At 68.6% G+C, this 23,206-nt stretch carries 16 protein-coding genes and 1 rRNA gene; 6 read left to right on the plus strand and 11 right to left on the minus strand.

Features of this window, described 5'->3' with window-relative positions; all coding sequences use genetic code 11:
* Positions 1 to 65: 65 nt before the first annotated feature.
* The 6 genes from GDJ08_RS14410 to glyQ all read right to left on the minus strand — a co-directional run bounded on the left by GDJ08_RS14410 (position 66) and on the right by glyQ (position 12,143).
* Positions 66 to 815, minus strand: coding sequence for a response regulator transcription factor (locus GDJ08_RS14410; protein ID WP_136006477.1), 750 nt, complete (start codon positions 813 to 815; stop codon positions 66 to 68).
* A gap of 125 nt (positions 816 to 940) precedes the next feature.
* Positions 941 to 3,088 carry a S46 family peptidase gene (locus tag GDJ08_RS14415; RefSeq protein ID WP_153165132.1) on the minus strand — a complete coding sequence of 716 codons (2,148 nt, stop codon included), beginning with the start codon at positions 3,086 to 3,088 and terminating at the stop codon, positions 941 to 943.
* Between the two features lie 103 nt (positions 3,089 to 3,191).
* Positions 3,192 to 7,034, minus strand: coding sequence for a translocation/assembly module TamB domain-containing protein (locus tag GDJ08_RS14420; RefSeq protein WP_153165133.1), 3,843 nt, complete (start codon positions 7,032 to 7,034; stop codon positions 3,192 to 3,194).
* The gene (locus tag GDJ08_RS14425; protein WP_229296526.1) at positions 7,031 to 8,815 is read right to left on the minus strand and encodes an autotransporter assembly complex protein TamA; all 1,785 of its coding nucleotides are present in this window, start codon (positions 8,813 to 8,815) and stop codon (positions 7,031 to 7,033) included. The genes GDJ08_RS14420 and GDJ08_RS14425 overlap by 4 nt, the downstream gene beginning before the upstream one ends.
* 245 nt (positions 8,816 to 9,060) lie before the next feature.
* Positions 9,061 to 11,235 (minus strand): glycine--tRNA ligase subunit beta, encoded by a 2,175-nt coding sequence (gene glyS, locus GDJ08_RS14430; RefSeq protein WP_017356534.1) that lies wholly within the window; start codon positions 11,233 to 11,235, stop codon positions 9,061 to 9,063.
* Entirely contained in the window at positions 11,232 to 12,143 is a 912-nt protein-coding gene (glyQ, locus tag GDJ08_RS14435; RefSeq protein WP_017356533.1) for a glycine--tRNA ligase subunit alpha, read from the minus strand. The genes glyS and glyQ overlap by 4 nt, the downstream gene beginning before the upstream one ends.
* Positions 12,144 to 12,341: 198 nt before the next feature.
* Between glyQ and GDJ08_RS14440 the strand changes: the two genes are divergently transcribed.
* From GDJ08_RS14440 to GDJ08_RS14450, 3 genes are all read left to right on the plus strand, one after another.
* Complete coding sequence (locus GDJ08_RS14440) at positions 12,342 to 14,180, plus strand: GspE/PulE family protein (RefSeq protein WP_423669984.1); 1,839 nt, start codon at positions 12,342 to 12,344, stop codon at positions 14,178 to 14,180.
* Positions 14,152 to 14,871, plus strand: coding sequence for a glutamine amidotransferase (locus GDJ08_RS14445; protein ID WP_153165134.1), 720 nt, complete (start codon positions 14,152 to 14,154; stop codon positions 14,869 to 14,871). Before GDJ08_RS14440 ends, GDJ08_RS14445 begins: the two co-directional genes overlap by 29 nt.
* Before the next feature lie 114 nt (positions 14,872 to 14,985).
* Complete coding sequence (locus GDJ08_RS14450) at positions 14,986 to 15,879, plus strand: BPSS1780 family membrane protein (protein WP_153165135.1); 894 nt, start codon at positions 14,986 to 14,988, stop codon at positions 15,877 to 15,879.
* Positions 15,880 to 15,983: 104 nt separating this feature from the next.
* On the opposite strand, the gene tatC is transcribed toward GDJ08_RS14450, so the two are convergent.
* The 4 genes from tatC to GDJ08_RS14470 all read right to left on the minus strand — a co-directional run bounded on the left by tatC (position 15,984) and on the right by GDJ08_RS14470 (position 18,448).
* A complete protein-coding gene (tatC, locus tag GDJ08_RS14455; protein WP_136006487.1) occupies positions 15,984 to 16,733 on the minus strand; it encodes a twin-arginine translocase subunit TatC in 750 nt (249 codons plus the stop codon).
* Entirely contained in the window at positions 16,730 to 17,239 is a 510-nt protein-coding gene (gene tatB, locus GDJ08_RS14460; protein ID WP_153165136.1) for a Sec-independent protein translocase protein TatB, read from the minus strand. Before tatB ends, tatC begins: the two co-directional genes overlap by 4 nt.
* Before the next feature lie 15 nt (positions 17,240 to 17,254).
* Positions 17,255 to 17,485 (minus strand): Sec-independent protein translocase subunit TatA, encoded by a 231-nt coding sequence (tatA, locus tag GDJ08_RS14465; protein WP_136006490.1) that lies wholly within the window; start codon positions 17,483 to 17,485, stop codon positions 17,255 to 17,257.
* Positions 17,486 to 17,560: 75 nt separating this feature from the next.
* Positions 17,561 to 18,448: a lipid-binding SYLF domain-containing protein gene (locus tag GDJ08_RS14470; RefSeq protein ID WP_136006492.1), complete on the minus strand. Its 888-nt coding sequence runs from the start codon at positions 18,446 to 18,448 to the stop codon at positions 17,561 to 17,563.
* 165 nt (positions 18,449 to 18,613) lie between these two features.
* Between GDJ08_RS14470 and hemH the strand changes: the two genes are divergently transcribed.
* The 3 genes from hemH to GDJ08_RS14485 all read left to right on the plus strand — a co-directional run bounded on the left by hemH (position 18,614) and on the right by GDJ08_RS14485 (position 22,543).
* Complete coding sequence (gene hemH, locus GDJ08_RS14475; protein ID WP_153165137.1) at positions 18,614 to 19,576, plus strand: ferrochelatase; 963 nt, start codon at positions 18,614 to 18,616, stop codon at positions 19,574 to 19,576.
* Entirely contained in the window at positions 19,573 to 20,421 is an 849-nt protein-coding gene (locus GDJ08_RS14480; protein WP_153165138.1) for an alpha/beta fold hydrolase, read from the plus strand. Before hemH ends, GDJ08_RS14480 begins: the two co-directional genes overlap by 4 nt.
* 379 nt (positions 20,422 to 20,800) lie before the next feature.
* Positions 20,801 to 22,543, plus strand: coding sequence for a methyl-accepting chemotaxis protein (locus tag GDJ08_RS14485; protein WP_153165139.1), 1,743 nt, complete (start codon positions 20,801 to 20,803; stop codon positions 22,541 to 22,543).
* A gap of 583 nt (positions 22,544 to 23,126) precedes the next feature.
* Here GDJ08_RS14485 and rrf read toward each other — a convergent pair.
* Positions 23,127 to 23,206, minus strand: a 5S ribosomal RNA gene (gene rrf / locus GDJ08_RS20460); the annotation flags it as partial.

Consider the following 23,206-nt stretch of genomic DNA (forward strand, 5'->3'; position numbering starts at 1 on the left):
ATCGGCAAGTCAGTGCCGTCCGCTCACGCTGGCTCACACTGCCTCACACGCGGGGGTGCCCGATCTCAGGCGGTCAGCAGATAGCCTTGTCCACGCAGGGCGCGGATGGGCAGTTCCAGCCCGGTGGCGCTGCGCACGCGGGCACGCAGCCGGTGTACGAGCACATCGAGCCGGTGCGGATCGAAATCCCAGGGCGTGTCGGTGATGCGCTCGATCAGGCGATCACGGGTAACCGGCTCACCGGACGCCTCGAACAGCAACTGCAGCACGCCCCGCTCCATCGCGGTCAACGCGAGGGTCTGCCGGGCCGGCGACTGCAGCGTCCAGCCATCGGACGACAGTTGCCAGGCCTGCTGCGCGTCCATGATCGGCGGCATGACAGGGCGGGGCGCAGACAGGCGGCGGCGCAGACTGAGCAGCCCGGCAGCCAGTACATCCAGATCCAGCGGCTTGACCAGGTAGACGTCGGCTCCCTGGGTCAGTCCATGCGCCATGTCGTGCGCACTGCCGCGACCGGTCAGCATGACAATGCCGATATCGCCGGCCTGGCGCAGATGGCTGGCCACCGCATAGCCGTCTTCGCCGGGCAGGCCGACATCGAGCACGACGATGTCGCAGCGATCGTGCAGCAGCGCGCGATAGAGCGCCTCGGCACTGCCGAGTCCACGGGCCTGTGCACCGCGCCACTGCAGGTCGTCGAGCATCAGGTCGAGCAGTTCCGGATCGTCCTCGACCACCCAGACAGTCAACCCGTCCAGTTCCTTCTGCGCCGCCGGCAGCGGTGCGCCGCCGCGGTTGTCCTGGTCTGCCGTCACGTGGCCGCTTGCCTTGCCTTCACCGGCCTGCAGTCTAGCTGCCGTCTGGAAACGCGCCAAATGCGACAAAAGTAGCGGCCGACATGTCGCCGGTCACGACGCGGGATCGTGACCGGCGAGGTGCCTCATTCCGCCGGCACGTCCATTTCCTTCAGCAGCTCGGGTGCCGGATAGACCTTGGCCAGCAGCCAGCGCAGGTAGCGCATGTCCACGTGCACAGCGCGCTTGTAGCGCGGATCGAACCACCAGCTGGCGCTGACCGACTCCCAATTGCTGTCGAAGTTCAGGCCGATCAGTTCGCCCCGGGCGTTGAGCACCGGCGAGCCCGAATTGCCGCCCGTGGTATCCAGATTGGTCAGGAAGTTGACCGTCTGGGTTTTCAGCACCGGATCGGCCGTGCTCCCGAAATCGCCCTTGGCGATCGCGGCCAGCAGCGGCTTGGGCGCATCGAACGGGTAGGCGTTGGTGTTCTTCTCCACGATGCCGGCAACGGTGGTCACCGGATCGAAATGCACCGCATCACGCGGCGACAGCGCCTCGACCTTGCCGTAGCTGATGCGCAGGGTGCGGTTGGCGTCCGGATACACCGCGCGGCCCTGCTTGGCACGCCACGCGAACAACGCCTGCATGTAGGCCGGGCGCAGGCGCAGCTGCTCGCCCGCACGGGTCTTGCTCTGGTCGTCCAGGCGCAGCTGGGCCGCCACCAGCGGGCCGGCCAGGTCGATCAGCGGGTCACGTGCCAGCGCTTTGCCGTCCTTGGCTGCTGCCAGGCGCGACAGTCGCTCGGCTTCGTCACCGAGCCGGGTGCCGGCATACAGGCCGTCCAGCGCCTTGGCCAGCGCCGCCGGGGTGCGTCCGAAGGCGGCGTCGAATTCCGGTACGCGCTGCGCATCCGGCAACTGCTGGTAGCGGCTCAGCAGCGCGGTCAGCAGCGCCTTCTCGACGGCCGGATCGTAGCGCCGCTGAACCTGCTTGAGCACGCCTTCAATCATCGCCAGGTCGCGCTGCTGGTAGCCGCTCTCGCGCTCGGCATCGGGCTTGGCCGATTCGACCCGCAGGCGTTCGAGCATCAGTGCCGAACGCAGCAGCTGGCTCTGGCTGGCCACCAGGTCCAGCAGCAGATCGCGCTCGCCGAACGAGGCGCCCTGCGACAGCGAGCCCAGCAGCGCATCGATGTCGCCGCGGTAGGTTGCATCGGTGGCGGCCAGCATCGCCGTCTCGTCGGCGGCACGCTGCGCCTTGGCATCGCTGCGCAGCAGGCCTTCCAGCTCACCGGCGGCGCGCTTGCGGTTGTTCTTCAACGACTGCAGCTGCGAGGCATAGCGGGTACGCGCCTGCGCATTCTGCGCGCTGGCCGCCTCGATGGTGTCGATCATCTGCTGGTACACCGCCACGCGGCGCGGCAGCACCGCGTCGATCTGGCTGGCGAACTCGGCCGCCGTGCGGTGGCGGTAGGTAATGCCCGGATAGCCGGCCAGCATTGCGTAGTCACCGGTCTTCGGGCCGTCGATCGCCATTTTCAGGTGCGCCGGCGGCTGGTACGGCACGTTGTCCACGCTGTACGGCGCCGGCTTGCCGTCCTTGCCCACGTACGCGCGCAGCAGGGTGAAGTCGCCGGTGTGGCGCGGCCACATGAAATTGTCGATCTCATCGCCGTAGTTGCCGATCGCGCGCGGCGGCGCGTAGACCAGGCGCACGTCGCTCAGTTCGAGCTGGCGGATGCGGTAGAAGTCGGTGCCGTAGTACATGTCGGCCACGCTGCAGCGCACGTTGCCGGCCTGCTCGCACTCGGCCACCAGGCGCTTGGTGGCGCGGTCCACGGCATGGAAGTAGGCCCGGCCGGTCTTGCCGCGCGCCTCGCGCAGCACCTCGTCGGTGACCTTGTCGAAGCCGGTGGTGACCAGCACCCGGAAGTCCGGGTTGGCCGGACGCTCGTCGCTGCGCCCCTTGGCGATGAAGCCGTCGTTGATCAGGTTGTGCTCGGGGGAGCTGTTGTACTGGATCACGCCCATCGCGACATGGTGATTGGTGAGCAGCAGACCGTCGCCGGACACGAACGAACCGGTACCCCCGCCGGCACGCACCACCGCACTCAACGGCGGCGCGGTGACGTTGGCCAGGTCGGCCGGATTGCCCTTGAAGCCGGCCGCCTTCAGCGGCTTGGCCAGATCCGGCAGCTGGGTCGGCATCCACATGCCTTCATCGGCATGGGCGCCGGCGGCGAGGGTCAGGCCGAGGGCCAGGGCGGCGGTAAGAGGCTTGCGTGGCGACATGGACACATCCGGTACGTCAGAACAGCCCGGGACCATAGCCGCTGCGCCGGGCGGGGGCAACGGCCGATGGTTGGGTCGCGCCGCGCAGCGCGCGGCACGACCCCTATTTTTCCCGGCGCCAGTTCAGCGAGCCGCGGTTTTCCACGGTGCTCGATTCCAGTTCCAGATCGAAGCCGCGACGCAGCAGGTACTTCAGCGTCAGCACCGAACCGCTGCCCACCAGCGACACGCCGTAGCCGATGTACAGCTTGGGCGAGATGTACTTGCCCACGCCGATCACTGAACCGCCCAGCGCGCGCGACTGGCTCACCCCGGCATCGTCCAGGCCGAGCTTGGCGCCCAGCTGCGCGGCCAGCAGGCCGCTGCCGGCCGACAACGCCGCCGAGGCCGCGTTGACCTGCTGGGCCTGGTCGCTGCTGGCACCGGTGAGGCTGCGACCCAGCACCAGGTAGGCCAGCGCTTCGGACTGCGACATCGCCGGTTCCGACCACACATCCACGCGCGGCGACTGCGCGCGGCCGGTGACGTCGATGCCGGCGGTGACATCGCCCACCCGGCGCTCGGCGCGGATGTTGATGCGCGGGTCGGAGACCGCGTTGTAGTTCCAGTTCAGATTGCCGCGGGTGATGGTCAGGTCCTGGCCGTAGGCCTTGTACCGGCCACTCACTTCCAGCCCACCGTTGGCCGTCATCTCGCGGCCGGGACGCGACCACACCTGCATCTTGCCGCCGAGCGCGCCCTTCAGCCCGAACCCGCTCATCTTGACCTTGTCGCCCAGGCTGACGGTCAGGTCCATATCCAGCGGCGAGGTCGGCGTTTCCTCCGGATCGACCGGATCCAGCACCACCACGTCCTCCGACACCGAGGTGCCGCGATCCAGGCGTTCCAGATCCAGGTCGGCCTCGGGCACATGCACGCTGCCGCGCAGCTGCATGGCGGTACCGGCCAGGGTGAAGTCGAGGTCCGGGTTGGCCACCACGCGCAGCTCGGGGGTATTGGCCAGCAGCACGTTCTCGCCGTGAATGTGCAGCTGCAGTGGCTGGGCATCGCCGAACCACGACAGCCCACCGTCCACGTACAGGGTGCCCTTGCCCGAATTGGCCTGCGCGGTGATCTTGGCCGAGCCGTCCGGCTGGGCGGTGAAGCTGCCCTTGCCCTCGGCGAACGTCAGGCCGAGCGCCGGGAACTCGCCATTGAAGTTGCTCAGCGTAGCCTCGCCCCCCAGCGACGGCGTGCCGCGCGTCCCGCGCAGGCTGACGTGGCCTTCGATCAGCCCGGTGGGGCGCACGATGTCCGGCGAGAACAGCTCCAGCCAGTACAGACGCGACATGTTGAGGTACAGCTCGCCGTTGAGCGGCGCACCGGCATCCCAGCCGGTCTGCACCTTGGCATCCACGAAGCCGTTGCCCTGGAAGCCCACACCCAGCTTGGCGTTGATCTGCGCGGGCGTCATGTCCACGTTGACCGAGAACTGGTCGTAACGCACCAGTTCGCCACGGGCGTTGTCGCCCAGACGGATGCCGCCTTCCAGCGACGCGACCTTGACCGCACCTTCCCAGGCGTTGCCACGTGGCCGGATGCTGGCATCCAGGGTCAATTCGCCGCGCAGGTAGATGCGGCGCCCCGACTGCGGCGGCAGCCACGGCTGCACCAGGGCCAGCGGCAGCGCATCGCCGCGCACCTGCAGGCCGTCGCGTGGCCAGTTGGCGCTGGCGCACAAGGCGCCGCCGGTGGCCGCGCCCAGGCAGGTGTCGCTGAGGGTGAACGCACTGCCCTGCACGCTGAAGGTGGACGGACCGCGCAGAGTCCAGGCATCGCCCTTGACCGGCGCGATGCGCAGCGAGGACAGATCGCCGCGCCAGGTCTGGCCCTGCTGGCGTACCCCGCCCTGCAGCGCCACCGCGCCCAGTTCATTGCGGGTCTGCGCGTCCACACGCAGGTTGGAGAGACTGCCGCGCGCATCCACGTTCAGCGTGTCCAGCAGCATGCCCACCTGCACCTTGCTGCCCTGCAGCGCCAACGTGCCGCTGTCGCCCTGCCACGGCAGGCGTCCCTTGATGCTGATCGCCTCGGCGCTCCAGTCGTCCCAGCGCAGCCCGCTGCCGACCAGGTCGGCGCTGATGTCCGGCGCGGTGCGCGGCCCCTTCACCAGCACATGGCCACGCAGGCTGCCGCTGCTGCCCGGCAGCAGGTCGTCAAGCTGTACCGGTTCCAGCCGCGCGTCGATATCCAGACGATCGCCGACCGAGCCCTTGGCGGTGAGGCGGCTGTTGCCCAGCGCCAGCGCCACGTTGCCTTCGCCCTGTGTACCGCGCAGCGCGAACTGCCCTTTGGCATCCAGCGCGCGCTTGCGCAGCGTGCCCTTGATGCCCGGCACGTCCACGGTGGCTTCGTAGCTGCCGGGGGTACCGGCGGGGCTGTTGGCCGGCGGCGGCACCTGGCGCCCCTTGGACGCCAGCGCACCGGACAGGCGACCGTCCCAACCGGGCACGAAGTACCCCGGGTCGAAATCGGCGAGCTTCACAGCGGCATCCCAGTCCAGCTGCGGTGCCCAGGCCACGCGGCCGGTGACATCCAGCGCGCCGCCCGGGGTGCTGGCCTGCAGCTGTTTGATCAGCGCGGCCTGGTCGTTGCCGCGTATGTCGAACTGCAGGTCGGCGTTCTGCTTCTCGCGTTCCACCGAGGCCTTGCCTACCGCCGCCCATGCCTTCAGCGTGCCGGCAAGGCCCATCCGCGCCTCGGTCAGCGTCACCGGTACCGGGGCTGCCGCATCCGGTGCGGACGGGTCCGCGGCCGGTACGAAGGTCAGGTCATTGGCGACGATCGAGAAGCGCAGGCTGGCGTTCTCCCTGTCGGTGAAATCGGCGGTGCCTTCCAGCCGTGCCTGGCCGCCGAAGCCCTTGAGCTGCAGCGGTGCCACGGTCAGCACCTGATCGGCCAGGCCGACCTTGGACGGGGCCAGTTCCAGCGCGATGTCGCCCTGCTTGAAGGTGCCGCGCAGATTGGCCTGGCCGCCCTTGCCGTCGGCCTGCACGTCCAGCGCCATCGGCGTGCTGGCGCTGGCGTCCATGCCCGGCACCAGCAGCGCCAGGTCCAGCTCGCGGCTGCGTGCGCTGGCCTTCCACACCGGGTCGGTGCGGCCATCGAACACCAGGCTGGCCTGCAGCGGTGCCGGCGCGTTGCCGGCGATGGCCACTTCCATATGCCCCAGGTCGCCCCGCGCCACCAGCCCCAGACGCGCCGGCGTACGCCCGCGCGGCGCCGGCATCAGCGCGCCGATGGTGATGTCGGTGTCGTAGTCGCTGCGCGGCAGGTAATGGCCATCGACACGGAAATCGCCCATGTCGCTGTCCACCTTCAGTTGGGTGGCGCGGAACTCACCGTTGGCGATTTCGATTCCGCCGCGCACCTTGGCGATATCGATCAGCGGCTGCTGCGCCTGGGTGATGCGGAACCCGTCGATGATGATCGTGTCGGCCTGCATCGCCAGCGGCATCTCGATCTGCGGCAGCGAGCCCGGCCACGACGGCAGCTCGAACGGCTCGTCGCTCTTGGCCAGGTTCAGCGTGGCGTTCTTGATCTGCAGCGCGTCCAGCTGGAGTTTGCGCCCCAGCAGCGGCCGGATGTCCGGGTCCAGGTAGGCGCGCTCGGCGGTGAAATGGATGTCGTCGTAGCGGAACACCAGATCGTGCAGCACCAGCGGTCCGGCGACCGGGCCTTCGACCCTGCTCCAGGTCAGCGAGGCCCCCACCGGCAGCCGCGCCTTCACCTGGGCCAGCAGCACGTCGCGGCCGGCCACGGTCTGCAGCAGCCAATACAGCAGCAGCAGGGCCAGCAGCACCAGACCCAGTACGGTGAACCCGGACCAGGCCCAGAACCGGCGCTTGCGGTAGAAACGCACCCGCGGCGGTGGCGTGGTGGGCGCAGAAGGCGTCGGCGTACTCACAGGTCCGCTCCGATGTTCAGATACAGCTGGAACTGCGAATCGGGGTTGTTCAGGCCGTGCGCGATGTCCACGCGCACCGGCCCCACCGGTGATTTCCAGCGCACGCCGAAGCCCACGCCGGTATGCAGATCGATGGTGTTGTCGAACGCGCTGCCGGTGTCGACGAACACGGCCGCCCCCCACGGCCCACCTTTGAAGTAATGCTCGTACTCGGCCGAGCCGATCACCAGGTTCTTCGCGCCCAGCGCGTACTTGTCCGGGGCCGGCGTGCGCGGGCCCACTTCACGGAAGGCGTAGCCGCGGATGCTGCGGTCGCCACCGGCGAAGAAGCGCAGGCTCGGCGGCATGGCCACCAGGTCACTGGTCCAGGTGGTGCCACCTTCGCCGCGCAGGATCAGGCGGTCGCTGTCACCGAGCGGCACGTACCAGCGCAGCCGGACATTGGCCTGCACGAAACTGGTGTCCGAGCCGGCGCCCTCGATGCCGCCGCGCAGGGTCGCGCTGCCGCTGATGCCCCGGCGCGGGAACAGTTCATCGTCCACATTGACGTAGTCGGCCACCAGCTGCGGATACACCAGGGTGGAGGTGTTGTAGACCGCATCGGTGAACTCGGTACCCGACGCGTACCGCCAGCGCTCGCGCAGCGCGTTGACCGAGGCGATCGCAGTCCAGTGTTCGTTGATTTCACCGCTGCGTCCGGCGCTCAGCTTGAAGTTGCGCAGGTCGATGTAATCGGTCTGCTCGTCGTAGGCGCTGGCGGTGAAGGCATACCAGCCGTCAAGCCAGTTGAACGCGGGAATGCGGTAGCTGGTCAGCAGGCTCTTGCGCTTCTGCGCATAGTCCAGCTGGGTGTTCATCTTGTGGCCGCGGTTGTTGAGGAAACGCCGCTCGACGCCACCGCGCACACCGGCACCGCTCTCACTGCCGTAGCTCAGGCCGGCGGTGTAGATGGTGCGCTTGGCCCGGGTCAGGTTGACGTCCACCGGCACATCCCCGTTCCCGTCGGCCTGGTCCGGGCGCGGCTGGATGTCGATCACGCTGAAGTAGTCCAGCTTGGTCAGCGACTCGCGCAGCCGGTCCAGTTTGCCTTCATGGAAGTAGCTGCCCTTGTCCCAGTACACCAGCGGATCGAACAGCTTGTCGACGAAGTAGTCCTGGTGGAAGCGGATGTCGCCCATGTTGTAGCGGCGGCCGCTGTCCCAGGTCAGGTCGATGTCGGCCGCGTTCTCGGCGCGGGTGATCTGCACCTGGCGCTGGGTGTAGTCCGCATCGAAGTAGCCGCGCTCGGCCAGGCGGCGGGTCACGACGATCTTGCTGGCCTCGTAGGTGGTGTGCTCGAAACGCTGGCCCTTGCGTGGCTTGAACTTCTCCAGGTCTTCCTGCAGGTACTGGTCGTACTGCGCCGGTCCGGTGATGTCGATGTGCTCGCGCCGCACCAGGGTCGGCGGACCCTTGTCCACGTGGATCACCACCCGCAGGGTTTCGCCCTCGCGCGGGCTGTCGACCTTGATCACCGGGTTGTAGTAGCCGAACGGCTCCAGCGCTTCGCGGGTCTGGCGCTCGGCCTGGGACAGCAGGTACTCCAGGCGCGACTCGCCCTGGACCTTGCCGATGGTGTCGTACAGGGACAGCGAGACCTCGATGTTCTCGATCATCTCGGCGTCGTCGCCCTTGTCCAGTCCCTTGATGTCCACTTTCTGGATGGTCCCGCGCGCGTGTGCCACCGAGGCGGTGGCCAGCGTCAGGAACATCAGTGGCAGAGCGATTTTCGTTGGCTGCATGCGGACAGCATAACGGGCCATCGCGGGCATGCGAAATCGGCGGGGGTGTTTCAGAACGACGGTGAAGGACCCGTTAAAGTCACGCAGAAAGTCGCCTTTGTCATGCACCGCAGGATCGATACCTGCACGTCCTCGGACAGAAGCGTCCGCGACCGCACGCGCCCGTCCGCCACACACGACGAAGGCGCGAACAGCAGGAGCCGTCGCGCCTTCGGGATGGCTGCGGGGCGCAATGCCCCGTGGCCTCAGCTGGACAGGTGCTCGATCGCCGCCACGCTGCCCAGGCGATCGCCCAGACGCTTGAGCAGGGCCAGGCGGTTGGCACGCAGCGCGGGGTCCTCGGCGTTGACCATCACCGCATCGAAGAACGCATCCACCTGCGGACGCAGGCGGGCCAGGCGGTTGAGCACGCTGACATAGTCCTTCTGGTGCAGGCTGGCGTTGGTTTCCTCGATGGCCGCTTCCACCGCTTCGGCCAGTGCGCTCTCGGCCGGTTCGGCCAGCAGCGCGCGGTCGACCATGCCCGGGATGTCGCCCTCGGCCTTGCGCAGGATGTTGCGGATGCGCTTGTTGGCGGCGGCCAGCGCCTCGGCTTCCGGCAGCGCGGCGAACGTGCCGATGGCATCGATGCGGCGGTCGAAGTCGTACAGCGAGGCCGGCTTCAGGTCGGCCACCGCGTTGAAGTGCGTGGCCGGCACGCCCTTGTCGGCGTAGTAGCCCTTCAGGCGGTCGAGGATGAACAGGTGCAGGTCCGACGCCAACTGCCGCGCGTCAACCTCTTCAGACGGCTTGCTGGCGCCCACGGTGCGGATGCCTTCCTGCTCGGCCGCCTGGTTTGCACGCGCCGTCCTGAGCGCGGTACCGACGCTGATCGAGTGATTGACACCGTCCAGTGCACGCTGCAGCAAAGCGTTCAGATCCAGGTCGAACCCGCTCTCGATCACCGTCCGCGCCAGCCCCAGCGCGTTGCGGCGCAGGGCGAACGGATCCTTGTTGCCGGTCGGCTTCAGGCCGGCGGCGAAACCACCCGCCAGGGTGTCGGCACGCTCGGCAATCGCCAGCACCTTGCCCAGCGGCGACAGCGCGATATCGTCGCCACCGAAGCGCGGCTGGTAGGCCTCGTCGATGGCCAGCGCCACCTCCGGCGACTCACCGCCGGCCAGCGCATAGTGGCGGCCGGCGATGCCCTGCAGCTCGGGGAATTCGTTGACCATGCGCGACTGCAGGTCGTTCTTGGCCAGCACCGCAGCGCGTTTGGCCAGCACCGGATCCACGCCCACCTGCGGCGCGATCGCCTCGGCCAGCGCGACCACGCGCAGCACCTTGTCGGCCACCGAGCCCAGCCTGGCCTGGTAGGTCACCGTCTTCAGGCCCTCGCCCATCGACGTCAGGCCCTGCTTGAGGTCTTCATCGAAGAAGAACTTGGCATCGGAGAAGCGCGGGCGGATCACCCGCTCGTAGCCCTTGGCCACTTCGGCCACGTCCCTGGACTCGATATTGGCGATGCCGATGAATTTCTCGGTCAGCCTGCCGCCGGCATCGAGCACCGGGAAGAACTTCTGATTGATCTCCATCGTTTCGATCAGCGCTTCCTGCGGCACCGCCAGGAATTCGCGCTCGAAACTGCACAGCACCGCCGCCGGCCATTCGACCAGGTTGACCACCTGCTCCAGGTTGTCGTCTGTGATCCGCGCCTGGCCACCGGCCTGCGTCGCGGCGGCATTGACCGCCTCGACGATGCGGGTACGGCGCGCGTCGGGGTCGACCAGCACGAAGGCCGCCTGCAGCGAGCCGACGTAGTCGTCCGGCGACGTCAGCCATACGGTCTTGTCGTGCATGAAACGGTGGCCGCGGCTCATGCGGTCGGCCTTCAGGCCGAGCACCTCGGCCTCGACGATGTCGCCGCCGTGCAGCAGCACCAGCCAATGCACCGGGCGGGCGAAGCCGTAGGCGTGGCTGCCCCAGCGCATCGGCTTGGGAATCGGCATCGCCGCGATCGCCTCGCGCAGAATCTCCGGCAACAGCGTGGCGGTGCGCGCGCCCGGGGTGGTGGAGCGGTGCACGAAGCGCTCGCCCTTGGCATCGCTGGTGCGCTCCAGCGCGGTCCAGTCGATCCCGGCCTTGGCGGCGAAGCCCTGCAGTGCCTTGGTCGGCTGGCCGTCGGCATCCAGCGCGATGTTCAGATACGGGCCAAGCACTTCACTGTGCTGTTCGGGCTGCTCCACGGCCACGCCGGGCAGCAGCACCGCCAGGCGGCGCGGGGTCGACAGCGGCTTGGCATCGCCACGCTCGACGGCGACGCCGCGCCTGGTCAGGCCGTCCACAACACCCTCGAAGAAAGCCTGGGCCAGACCCGGCAGCGCCTTGACCGGCAGCTCTTCGGTACCCAGTTCGATCAGCAGCGGCAGCATCGTGCTCATGCCTGCACCTCCTTGGCAGCCACGGCTTCGAGGCGCTTGGCCTCGTACAGCCTGGCCACGGCCTGGGCCAGCGCGCGCACGCGCAGGATGTAGCGCTGGCGCTCGGTCACGCTGATCGCACGGCGTGCATCCAGCAGGTTGAAGGCATGGCTGGCCTTGCACACCTGCTCATAGGCCGGCAGCGGCAGGCCAACCTCGACCAGCGTCTGCGCTTCCTTCTCGCAGGCGTCGAAGCGATGGAACATCTCCTCCACGTCGGCGTACTCGAAGTTGTAGGTGCTCTGCTCGATCTCGTTCTGCAGGTACACATCACCGTAGGTCACCGGCGTGCCATCCGGGCCGTAGGTCCACACCAGGTCGTAGACGTTGTCGCAGTTCTGCAGGTACATGCACAGGCGCTCGAGGCCGTAGGTGATCTCGCCGAGCACCGGCTTGCACTCCAGGCCACCGGCCTGCTGGAAGTAGGTGAACTGGGTGACTTCCATGCCGTTGAGCCAGACTTCCCAGCCCAGGCCCCAGGCACCGAGGGTCGGCGATTCCCAGTTGTCCTCGACAAACCGCAGGTCGTGCACCAGCGGATCGATGCCCAGCGCCTTGAGCGAATCCAGGTACAGCTGCTGGATGTTGTCCGGGCTCGGCTTCATCGCCACCTGGTACTGGTAGTAGCGCTGCAGGCGGTTGGGGTTCTCGCCGTAGCGGCCGTCGGTGGGACGGCGCGAAGGCTGCACGTACGCGGCATTCCAGCTTTCCGGACCGATCGAGCGCAGGAACGTGGCCGGGTGGAAGGTGCCGGCACCGACCTCCAGGTCCAGCGGCTGGATCAGCACGCAGCCCTGCTGCGCCCAATACTGGTTGAGGGTCTGGATCAGGCCCTGGAAAGTGATCGGAACGTTGGAAGTCGCGGACATGCGGCGGATTCTTGCCTGCAGGAGGGGTGCGCTAGTATAGCGACGACCACGCGGACACCGCCCCGGCACGCCATCGGGCCGGACCGGCCGGCACGTCCGGCCGGCGGCACAGACCGCGTTGGCGCGTTCATGGACCGGTCCGGGGGGATACCGGCCACCCCATCACCGCGTGCACCGCACGCCATAAGGACCTCGGCAGTGGATCAGCGCCCACCGGTTTCATTCGTCCCCGGCCCGGACGCCACCGCCCCGCTGCTGCCGGGCCGGCTTGGCTTCGACCAGGTTGCCGCGGCACTGGTCGCCGACGGCCTGGTGGCCGACAGCGATCTGGAGCGCATCCGCTTCTCCGCCCAGGGGGCACGCAATGCCAGTGAAGTCCATCCGCTGGTGCTGCTGGCCAATCTCAAGCTGGCCGCGGCCGGCGGCGGCGAGCTGGGCCTGGAGCGCCTCACCGAATGGCTGGCCACGCGCACCGGCACGCGCTACCTGCGGGTCGATCCGACCCGGGTCGATGTGTCCTCGGTGACCGCCCTGGTCTCCCATGCCTACGCACGCCGGCACCGCTTCCTGCCGCTGGCGGTGGACACCGAACGGGTGCTGGTGGCCACCAGTGAGCCACTGGCGCAGGAATGGCTGCGCGACCTCCAGCACCTCACCCGGCGCCGGATCGAGCTGGCGATGGTCAACCCGCTGGACCTGCACCGCTACACGATGGAGTTCTACGGCGTGACCCGCTCGGTGCGCGGCGCGCGCGGCGATGTCCGCGGCGAGTCCAGCGGCACCCTGCCCAGCTTCGAGCAGTTGGTGGAGCTGGGCCGTGCCGGCGACGTCAATGCCGACGACCAGCACATCGTGCACATCGTCGACTGGCTGCTGCAGTACGCCTACGAACAGCGCGCCTCGGACATCCACCTGGAACCGCGCCGCGACATGGGGCGCATGCGCTTCCGCATCGATGGCGTGCTGCACAAGGTGTTCGAGGTGCCGCCGGCGGTGATGACCGCCGTGGTCAGCCGTATCAAGGTCCTCGGTCGCATGGACCTGGCCGAGCGCCGCCGCCCCCAGGACGGGCGCATCAAGACGCGGTCGCCAGGCGGACGCGAAGTGGAAATGCGCCTGTCGACCATGCCCACCGCGTTCGGCGAGAAGTGTGTGATGCGCATCTTCGATCCCGATGCGGCCTTCAAGAGCATCGACCAGCTCGGCTTCAGCCCGCAGGAGGCCGCCGGCTGGACCGCCCTGGTCGAGCGCCCGCACGGGATCGTGCTGGTCACCGGCCCCACCGGCTCGGGCAAGACCACAACCCTGTACTCCACGCTCAAGCGGCTGGCCACGCCGGACGTCAACGTCTGCACGGTGGAAGACCCGATCGAGATGATCGCTCCCGAGTTCAACCAGATGCAGGTGCAGACCAACATCGACCTGGACTTCGCCAGCGGCGTGCGCACCCTGCTGCGGCAGGACCCGGACATCATCATGATCGGCGAGATCCGCGATCTGGAGACCGCGCAGATGGCCGTCCAGGCCTCGCTCACCGGCCACCTGGTGCTGTCCACGCTGCACACCAACGACGCCGCCTCGGCCATCACGCGCCTGCTCGATCTGGGCGTGCCGCACTACCTGCTGGCCTCCACCGTCAACGGCATCCTCGCCCAGCGCCTGGTGCGCACGCTGTGCCCCAGCTGCAAGGTGCCGCACGTCCTCGGCGCCGAGCAATGGGCCGTGCTGGCTGATGCCGATGAAGCATTACCTCAGACCCCCACGCCATATGCACCGGTAGGTTGCATTGAGTGCCGCCGCACCGGTTACCTCGGCCGCGTCGGCCTGTATGAGCTGCTGCCATTGGGTTCGCGGCTGCGCAGGATGATCCGCGCGGACATGGATATGGCCGCTTTCAACCGCGCCGCGCGTGCTGAAGGCGTGCGAACCCTGCGCCGCGCGGGGCTTGAAAAGGTGGCGGCAGGGCTGACTACAATCGAGGAAGTCCTGTCCGTACTGCCACCCCCGGATGAATCCAGCTCCCTTCCTGATCATTGAAACCGGCCAGCCCGTCGCCTCGCTGCGACGCTACGGGCGCTTTCCGCACTGGATCCGCGTCGCCGCCGGGCTGGACGCCGACGAGACCGTGGTCGTGGACGTCGAGCATGGCGAGGCGCTGCCGGCGCACCAGCAGTTCGCCGGGGTGATCGTCACCGGGTCGGCCGCGTACGTCACCGACCATGCCGACTGGAGCGAACGCAGCGCCGACTGGCTGCGCACCGCCGTCCACGCCGGGCGCCCGGTGTTCGGCATCTGCTACGGCCACCAGCTGCTGGCCCATGCGCTGGGCGGCGAGGTGGCCTACAACCCGGCCGGGCGCGAGTCGGGCACGATCGAGCTGGCGCTGGACCCCACCGCCGACAGCGATCCGCTGTTCGCCGGCCTGCCCACCCGCTTCCCGGCCCACGCCACCCATCTGCAGACGGTACTGCGCGTTCCCGACGGCGCAGCGGTGCTGGCCCGGTCGGCGCAGGACAACTGCCATGCCTTCCGCTGGGGCCGGCAGGCGTGGGGCGTGCAGTTCCATCCGGAGTTCGCCACCCACCACATGCGCGGCTACGTGCGCGCCCGTGCCGAGTGCATCCGCCAGCACGGCGGCTGCGCGCGCAGCGTCGCCCGCGCGGTCAGCGCCGCGCCGCTGGCCCGCCAGCTGCTGCGCCGCTTCGTCCGCCAGGCACGCCTGGCCTGAGCTGCTCGCGTCCCGGCATCATGCCTGCGCGGGCTTCAGGTCACGCGCGCGGAAAACAGGGATAATCGGGATTCACCGGGCGCCCGCGCCCCTCCCCCCAGTTTTCGGAATGGTATGAGCGAGATTCGCAAGCTGCCGGCCTCTGCCGGCGCGGAATGGCTGCTGTCCGGTTTCTCCCTGCTGCGCAGAGCGCCGCTGGCCCTTGGCCTGCTCGGCGTGATCTGGGCGGTGGTCGCCCTGCTGGTGATGTCGCTGGCGGTAGTCAGCCCGGCGCTGAGCACGCTGGCACAGCTGCTCATGGCGCTGGCCGGCCCGCTGTTCTTCGGCGGCCTGGTGTGGGCCGTTCGCGAGGTCGACCTTGGCCGCAGCGCGCAGCCGGCGCACCTGCTGCAGGGCCTGTACGAAGGCCGTGCGCTGAACCTGCTGGCCTCGCTGCTGCCGCAGCTGGTGGCCGGCCTGTTCCTCGGCGCATTGCTGCTGATGCTGATCGGCAGCAACGGCCTGCAGCACCTCAGCGAGGTGATGGAGCAGCTCAACACGATCAGCCAGTCCGGCGCGCAGCCGGACCCCGCCCAGATCGAGGCGCTGGCCGCCAGCCTGCCGGCCGGCCGCATCCTGTTGTGGCTGGCCCTTGTGGTCGCCACCTTCCTGGCGATGGCACTGGCCCTGTTCACGCTGCCGCCGCAGGTCATGTTCGAACACCGCAACGGCCTGCAGGCGCTGCGCTTGAGCCTGCGCGCCTGCCTGCACAACGTGCCGGCGATGCTGGTGTTCTTCCTGCTCTCGTTCGTGGCCGTGTTCGCCATCTACTTCGCGGTGATGCTGGTGGCGCTGATCGCCCAGCTCATCGGCGGCACCTTCCTGGCGCTGTTCGTGGCCCAGCTGCTGCTGATGGGCGTGGTCATGCCGGTGTTCGCCGGGGCCATCTACACCGCGTGGAAGCAGATGTTCGGCCAGGGCACGGAGCCGCCGCCGATGCCGGGCCCGAACAACATGTTCGCCGCCTGATACAGAAAACCCCGGCCTGCGCCGGGGTTTTTTTGTCGGGCCTGTCACCCGGCACCGCCGCGCTGGCGTGCGCACCACGCAGTGGGGGAGGAACCTTGCCGTCGCTACTGCGGCGATGCGCCCGGCGCCGGGCGCGGCACCAGCCAGCGCGCGGCATGGATGCCCAGCTCATAGAGCAGGCACATCGGGATGGCCAGCATCAACTGCGACACCACGTCCGGGGGCGTCAGCACCGCGGCCAGCACGAAGATACCCACCACCGCGTACCCGCGGCCTTCCTTGAACTGCTGCGGGCTGATCCAGCCCAGCAGCGTCAGGATCACCATCGCCACCGGCAGTTCGAAACTGCTGCCGAACGCAAAGAAGATCGCCAGCACGAAGTCCAGGTACGCATTGGCGTCCGGGGTAATCGCGATGACCTCCGGCCGGAAGGTGGTCAGGAAGTGGAAGACCGCCGGCAACACCAGGAAATAGGCGAACGCACAGCCGAGATAGAACAGCAGCACCGACGACACCAGCAACGGCACGGCCAGCCGCTTCTCGCGCGCATACAGGCCCGGCGCCACGAAGGCCCACAACTGGTACAGCAGCCACGGCACCGCCACGAACACCGCCACGAAGAAGGTCAGCTTCAGCGGCGCGAAAAACGCGCCGGCCGGGTTGGTCGCGATCATCGATTGCCCGAGCGGCAACTTGGAGATCAGCGGTTCGGCCAGCCACGTGTAGATCTTCTGGCTGAAGGGCATCAGCCCCAGCAGCACCACGCCCAGCCCGAGCAGGGCACGGACCAGGCGCGCGCGCAGTTCGATCAGGTGGTCGACCAGCGAACTTTCAGGAGAGCTCGTCTCGCTCATCGCGGTGCCTCCGGCGGCGAAGGCGCGTCCGCGCGCGGCGCGCTGCCATCAATGCCCGGGGGCGAGGCCGCATCGTGCCTCGCGTGCGTCACCCCGGCCGGATCAACGGCGTCCACGTCCTGCCCTGTCGCGTGCTGGGCCATGCTGGCCGGCGAACCCGGTACCGGCCCGGTCATCAACGGTGCGGCGGCCTCATCGGCAACGGCCTGCCCCTGCTGCCGGGCATGGCCACGCAGCTGCTCGGCTTCGCGCCGGACCGCCTCGCCGCTGGCGCGCAGTTGCGCTTCGGTGTCCTGCACCGAGGACTGCACATCGTGGAACTGCCGCTTGATCTCTTCGGCGTGCAGTTCGCGCTCCAGCTCCTGCTTGACCGAGTCCCACTGGTTGCGCGCACGCCGCACCCACAGCCCGGCAAAGCGCGCGGCCTTGGGCAGGCGTTCGGGACCGAGCACGACCAGGGCCACTACCGCGATGACCAGCAGTTCACTGAAACCGATATCGAACACACCGACCGCCCGGGATCAGCGCGGGTCGCGGTCGTGCTCGGCCTGCGACGACTTGGCCGCGTCCTGCTGCGAGCGCGACGCATCGCCGAGCTGCGCGGCCGGCTTGTCGTCGTCGTGCATGCCCTTCTTGAATTCCTTGACGGCGCTGCCAAGGTCCTTGGCGCCGCTGGTCAGTTTCTTGGTGCCGAACACCAGCAGAACGATGACCAGCACGACCAACCAATGCCAGATGCTGAAACTGCCCATGAGCTGCTCGCGTTACGTAGTGATCAGACGGTTGAGCATAGCGCACCGGTGGTAAGCCGGCGCGCGTGACGAAAGTCAGTTGCCGTCCAGCGATTCAGTCCGGACTTCGCCTTCGCCGATCGGCTGGAAGCCCTGCTGGGGCGCGGGTTGCGCCGGCACGGCCTGCAGCGGCGCCGTGGTGGCACCGGCAGCAGGCGCGGGCGCGGCCCGTTCAGCCACGGCCGGGGCAGCGGAACGCGGCGCCGGGGCAGGCGCGGCACCGGCCGTGCCGCGCTTCTCGCGGGCTGAATAGGTGGCTTCTTCCAGACGGTCACGGAAGGCCACCACGTCGATCGACGGCGGCTCACCCACGCGGCCTTCAAAGACCATGCGCGGGGTGGTGTTGCTGCCGTAGGCGTCCAGGTTGGCGGCATCGTCGATCTGCAGCACGGCGCCATCCAGCGCCACGCCGGCGAACAGGCCACGCGCACGCGACCAGGACCAGATCTCGGCCTTCAGCTGGCCATCGGTGGCGGCGGCCGCGTTGCGCCCGACCGGACCGGCCGCGACACCGGCATCGGCGCCCAGGGTGAACTTGCCGTTGACGAGATTGTCCAGGCTGCGGTCGTTGCGGAACACCAGCACCACGTCCGAGGACTGCACGCCGGCCTGGAAGCCGATGCTGCCGCCGGTGAGCTTGACGAACACCGGGTTGGACCAGCTGCCATCGGGCATCTTCACCGACATCAGACCGTGGCCACGGCGACCACCGATGACCAGACCGGCCTTGATCGTGTCGGGAATGACCACGACCGCGCGGCCTTCATCCAGCAGCTTGTCGGGAATACCCTGCTCGGGAATGTCCTGGATTTCGTTGAGGACGCGCACCGCGTTGCGCGCACGCTGGTCCTCCTGTGGACCGGCCAGTGCCTGGGTCGACAACAGGCTGGCGGAGATCAGCAGTACTAGGCTCAGGCGGCGCATGGTGGGCTCCAGAAGTCGGGACACAGGAAGATAGAGCAAGTAACTGAAAGTAGAAGGTTTGCCATGAATCAGCAATGAGCGTCCCGGTCGAGAATACACGCCCTCGATGGGCACAATAGTGTCTATCGACCCCGACAATCGCGTAGACCTGCGAGAATAGCCCCCATGCTCGACGCACCCGACACCGCCGTGCTGGCGGTCAACCTAGGCACCCCCGAAACGCCCACCGCTCCGGCGGTCCGTCGTTACCTGGCCGAATTCCTCAGCGATCCGCGCGTGGTCGCGATCCCGCCGTTGCTGTGGAAGCCCTTGCTGTACGGGCTCATCCTGCCGTTGCGCAGCGGCCGCTCGGCGGCCAAGTACGCCCTGGTCTGGTTGCCTGACGGCTCGCCGCTGATGGTCCATACCCGGCGCCTGGCCGAGGCCATGCAGGCATTGATGCCCAACCTGCGGGTGCGCTACGCGATGCGTTATGGCGCACCGGCGCTGACGGCCGAGCTGGACCGGCTGGCCGCCGAGGGCATGCGTCGGATCGTGGTGCTGCCGCTGTATCCGCAATATTCGACCACCACCACCGCCTCGATCGAGGACCAGGTGCGCGACTGGCAGCCGCGGCACCCGGGCGTGACCGTCACCCTGGTGCGCGACTACGCCGTCGATCCGGACTGGGTCGCCGCCGTCGCCGCCAGCATCCGCCAGTGGTGGGCGCAGCACGGCCGCGGCGAGAAGCTGGTGTTCTCCTTCCACGGCATCCCGCAGCGTCTGGCCGACGCGGGCGATCCGTACCCGCAGCGCTGCGAAGCCAGTGCGCAGGCGATCGCGCAGGCGCTGGAGCTGGGTGCCGATGACTGGCAATTGACCTACCAGTCGCGCTTCGGCCGCGAGAAGTGGCTGCAGCCGTACGCCGAACCCACGCTGTGGGCGATGGCTGAACGGGGCACGCGCCGCATCGATGTGGTGTGCCCCGGGTTTGCGACCGATTGCCTGGAAACACTGGAGGAAGTGGCCCTGGGGTTCACCGAAACCGTTGCGGCGCGCGGCGCCACCATGCGCTACATCCCCTGCCTCAACGATGCGCCCGAGCACGCCCTGGCGTTGTCGCGGCTGAGCATCGCCGCACTGGCATGAGCCTGCAGCCGTTCTCGATCGACGTCGCCGGCAGCGCGGTGGCGGGCCTGCGCGCGTCCGCGCCGCACGGCGCCCGCGTGCTGGCGCTGCATGGCTGGCTCGACAACGCGGCCAGCTTCGTCCCGCTGGCCGCCGAGCTGCCCGGCCTGGACCTGGTGGCGATCGATCTGCCCGGACACGGCCACAGCGCGCACCTGCCCCCCGGCACGCAATACAACACGCCCGGCGCGATCTGCCATGTGCTGGATGTTGCCGACGCGCTCGGCTGGGACCGCTTCTCCCTGATCGGCCATTCGATGGGTGCCGGCATCGCCAGCCTCACCGCGGCCGCCGCGCCCGAGCGGATCGAACGCCTGGTCGCGATCGAAGCGCTCGGCGGTCTGCGTGGGCCGGAGAATGAGACCGCGCAGCGCCTGCGCGACCATGTGCGTGCCGCCCGCGCCCTGCCGGGCAGGAACCTGCGCGTGTTCCCTGACCTGAGCACGCCCATCCGTGCCCGGATGATGACCAACCAGCTCAGCGAGCCCTGCGCGCGGCTGCTGGTGGAACGCGGCGTCAAGGCCGTGGACGGCGGCTACAGCTGGTGCAGCGATCCCCGCCTGATGCTGCCCACGGCGATGCGCCTGAGCGAAGCCCAGATCGACGATCTGTTGGCCGCCATTGAATGCCCCACCCAGGTGATCTACGCCACGCCGGCGCAGTCCTACTACCCCGAGCCCCTGCGCAGCCAACGCATTGCACTGCTGCGCGATGGCCGCCTCGCGGTATTCCCCGGTACCCACCACCTGCACATGGAGCATCCGCGACAGGTCGGTGAGGTAGTCCGCGGCTTCCTGGCCGCCTGACCCCCGACACGTGCTGCCGCGCACATGCGGCGGCGTACTGCGACACCGTGTCGCACTCAATTTTTCCGGCGATCGACCGATACCGTAGGGGCAGGTGGGAGGAGTCCACCTGTGCCGTCGCATGCTCCGCCACCGCGAAGCCGCGCATCACCCACGGTTTCCAGGACCCTCATCGCCATGCCGTACTGGCCGTGCCATCGCCCACAGGACCGGGCCATGACGGGGGTGAGCGCCACCGCCGCCGCCGCGAGTGCGCCCTGCGTCCCCCATCGTCCCGCTTTCATTGCCGTGTCCCCTGCCCCTGCAGTGTGCGACGCGGCGTCTGCCTGTCCGCACGCGCCGTCGCGGCCCCCTGCTTCCTGCTGATTCCGGAGTCGTCATGTCTGCCCTTCCCAACACCCCTTCCCGCCCGCCGGATCGTGCGCGCAGGCTTCCCCTCACCATCGACACCGCGGCGCTGCTGGCCGCCGCCGCGCTGCTGGCAACCGCCCTGGCGATGGCGTTCTGGCACCGTCAGCCCGCGCCGTCGCTGGCCGCGGCCGTCGGCGCGGCCCTGGTGTGCGCGATGGCGCTGCGCCAGCGCCGACAGACCCGTGCGGCTGCACTGGATGCACGGCGCGCCGCCGGGGCCGCTGACGACCTTGCCCGGCACCGCGCACGCGACGATGCCGCACACCGCGAGAACGCGCAGATCCGCCAGGCGCTGGATGTGTCACGGACCGCGATGATGATCGCCGACAACGACCACGTGATCCGCTACGTCAACCAGTCCGTGGTCACCCTGCTGCGCAACCAGCAGAGCAGCCTGCGCGAAGCCTTCCCCGATTTCGACGCCGATCATCTGATCGGCAGCAGCATTCATCGCTTCCACGTTGACCCCGATCGCATCCGCGGCATCCTCAACACCCTCAGCAAGGCCCATCACGGGCGTGTGCGGATCGGACCGGTGCACTTCGCCCAGGTTGTCACCCCGGTATTCGACGCACGTGGCCAGCGTCTCGGCTTTGCCGTGGAATGGCACGACCGCACCCAGGAGCTCCTGCTGGAGAACGCCGTGGCCGGCATCGTGGCCGCCGCCACCAAGGGCGACCTCGATCAGCGCCTGCCCGCCAGCAACAGCGGCGTCAGCTTCCTCGACAGTCTGACCGGTGGCATCAACCACCTGCTCGACAGCGTGGGCGGCACCGTCGGCGAGATCCGTCGTGTGCTCTCCGCGCTTGCCGAAGGCGACCTGGACCAGCGCATGCAGGGCGAGTTCGACGGTTCGTTCGCCGCCATGCAGCGCGATGCCAACGCGACCGCCGCCCAGCTCACCGCAATGGTCGAGCGGATCAAGCAGTGCACTGCGTCAATCTCGCTGGCCGCCAGCGAGATCGCCAGCGGCAACAGCGATCTCTCCGAGCGTACCGAGCGACAGGCCGCGCATCTGGAGGAGACCGCCGCGTCGATGGAGGAGCTGACCTCGACCGTGCGCCAGAATGCCGAGCACGCCCGCCAGGCCAGCGCGTTGGCACAGGGGGCACACGACGTCGCCAGCCGTGGCAGCGACGTGGTCGGCCGCGTGGTCACCACGATGGACACCATCCAGGGCGCGTCCACCCGCATCGCCGACATCACCCGCGTGATCGACGGGATCGCCTTCCAGACCAACATCCTCGCCCTCAATGCCGCCGTTGAAGCCGCCCGCGCCGGCGAGCAGGGCCGCGGCTTCGCGGTGGTGGCCAGCGAAGTGCGCATCCTCGCGCAACGCTCGGCCGATGCGGCCAAGGAGATCAAGCACCTGATCGAGGACGCCGCCACCCATGTTGCCGACGGCGCCCGCCTCGTGCAGGACGCCGGCCGGACCATGCAGGAGATCGTCAGCAGCGTGGGCGGAGTGAGCGGCATCATGGTCGAGATCTCCTCGGCATCGCAGGAACAGGCCGCCGGCATCGACCAGGTCAACCAGACCGTCGCCCAGATGGACGACGCCACCCAGCAGAACGCCGCGCTCGTCGAAGAAGCCAGCGCTGCAGCGCGTCTGCTGGAGAGCCAGGCCCGGGAACTGACCGACGCGGTTGCCGTGTTCCGCCACCAGGCGCAGACCGACACCGCACCGCAGGGAATGCGCAGCGCGGCGTGAACCGCGCACTGCGATGAGACGAGGAAACGGCGCCACGGGCGCCGTTTTTTTTTGGGCAAGGGCGAGCGTTGAGCGCCCCCTTGATGTCCAGCAGGTGCCGACCGCCGGTGGGCACGGTCCGTCACCGCACGCAGCGCCCGCCGCTGCACGCCGTCGCCCCACCAGCGGCCAGTGGCGACCTGGGATCTGAGCGCATGGGCCGCGATCGGGGGTACCGCGTCCCGATGTGGACCGGCGTCCGGTAGGTGCCGACCACGGGTCGCACCGTCCATCACCGCACGTTGCGCCCGCCGCTGCGCGCCGTCGCCCCACCAGCGGCCGGTGGCGACCTGGGATCTGAGCGCATGGGCTGGGATCCGGTACTGCATCCCGATGTGGACCGGCGTCCGGTAGGTGCCGACCACAGGTTGCACCGTCCATCACCGCGTGCAGCACCTGGGCCGCGATCCGGGGGTGCCGCGTTCGGATGTGGATCGGCGGCGTACGGTCGATGTCCACCGTAGGGGAGCGATGCATCACCGCCGCAGGCAACGCACAAAGAAAAAACCCCGCTGCGTGAGCAGCGGGGTTTTTGGGGTGTAAACCCTGGCGATGACCTACTCTCGCATGGCTTAGGCCACACTACCATCGGCGCAGCTGCGTTTCACTTCCGAGTTCGGGATG

Source organism: Stenotrophomonas nematodicola, assembly GCF_009467805.1.
Lineage (GTDB): Bacteria > Pseudomonadota > Gammaproteobacteria > Xanthomonadales > Xanthomonadaceae > Stenotrophomonas > Stenotrophomonas nematodicola.

Bases quoted from the DNA above. Each gene is read 5' to 3' on its own strand.
- GDJ08_RS14415 (WP_153165132.1), bottom strand. From the start codon at position 3,088: ATGTCGCCACGCAAGCCTCTTACCGCCGCCCTGGCCCTCGGCCTGACC.
- GDJ08_RS14425 (WP_229296526.1), bottom strand. From the start codon at position 8,815: ATGCAGCCAACGAAAATCGCTCTGCCACTGATGTTCCTGACGCTGGCC.
- glyS (WP_017356534.1), bottom strand. From the start codon at position 11,235: ATGAGCACGATGCTGCCGCTGCTGATCGAACTGGGTACCGAAGAGCTG.
- glyQ (WP_017356533.1), bottom strand. From the start codon at position 12,143: ATGTCCGCGACTTCCAACGTTCCGATCACTTTCCAGGGCCTGATCCAG.
- GDJ08_RS14445 (WP_153165134.1), top strand. From the start codon at position 14,152: ATGAATCCAGCTCCCTTCCTGATCATTGAAACCGGCCAGCCCGTCGCC.
- GDJ08_RS14450 (WP_153165135.1), top strand. From the start codon at position 14,986: ATGAGCGAGATTCGCAAGCTGCCGGCCTCTGCCGGCGCGGAATGGCTG.
- tatC (WP_136006487.1), bottom strand. From the start codon at position 16,733: ATGAGCGAGACGAGCTCTCCTGAAAGTTCGCTGGTCGACCACCTGATC.
- tatA (WP_136006490.1), bottom strand. From the start codon at position 17,485: ATGGGCAGTTTCAGCATCTGGCATTGGTTGGTCGTGCTGGTCATCGTT.
- GDJ08_RS14470 (WP_136006492.1), bottom strand. From the start codon at position 18,448: ATGCGCCGCCTGAGCCTAGTACTGCTGATCTCCGCCAGCCTGTTGTCG.
- hemH (WP_153165137.1), top strand. From the start codon at position 18,614: ATGCTCGACGCACCCGACACCGCCGTGCTGGCGGTCAACCTAGGCACC.
- GDJ08_RS14480 (WP_153165138.1), top strand. From the start codon at position 19,573: ATGAGCCTGCAGCCGTTCTCGATCGACGTCGCCGGCAGCGCGGTGGCG.
- GDJ08_RS14485 (WP_153165139.1), top strand. From the start codon at position 20,801: ATGTCTGCCCTTCCCAACACCCCTTCCCGCCCGCCGGATCGTGCGCGC.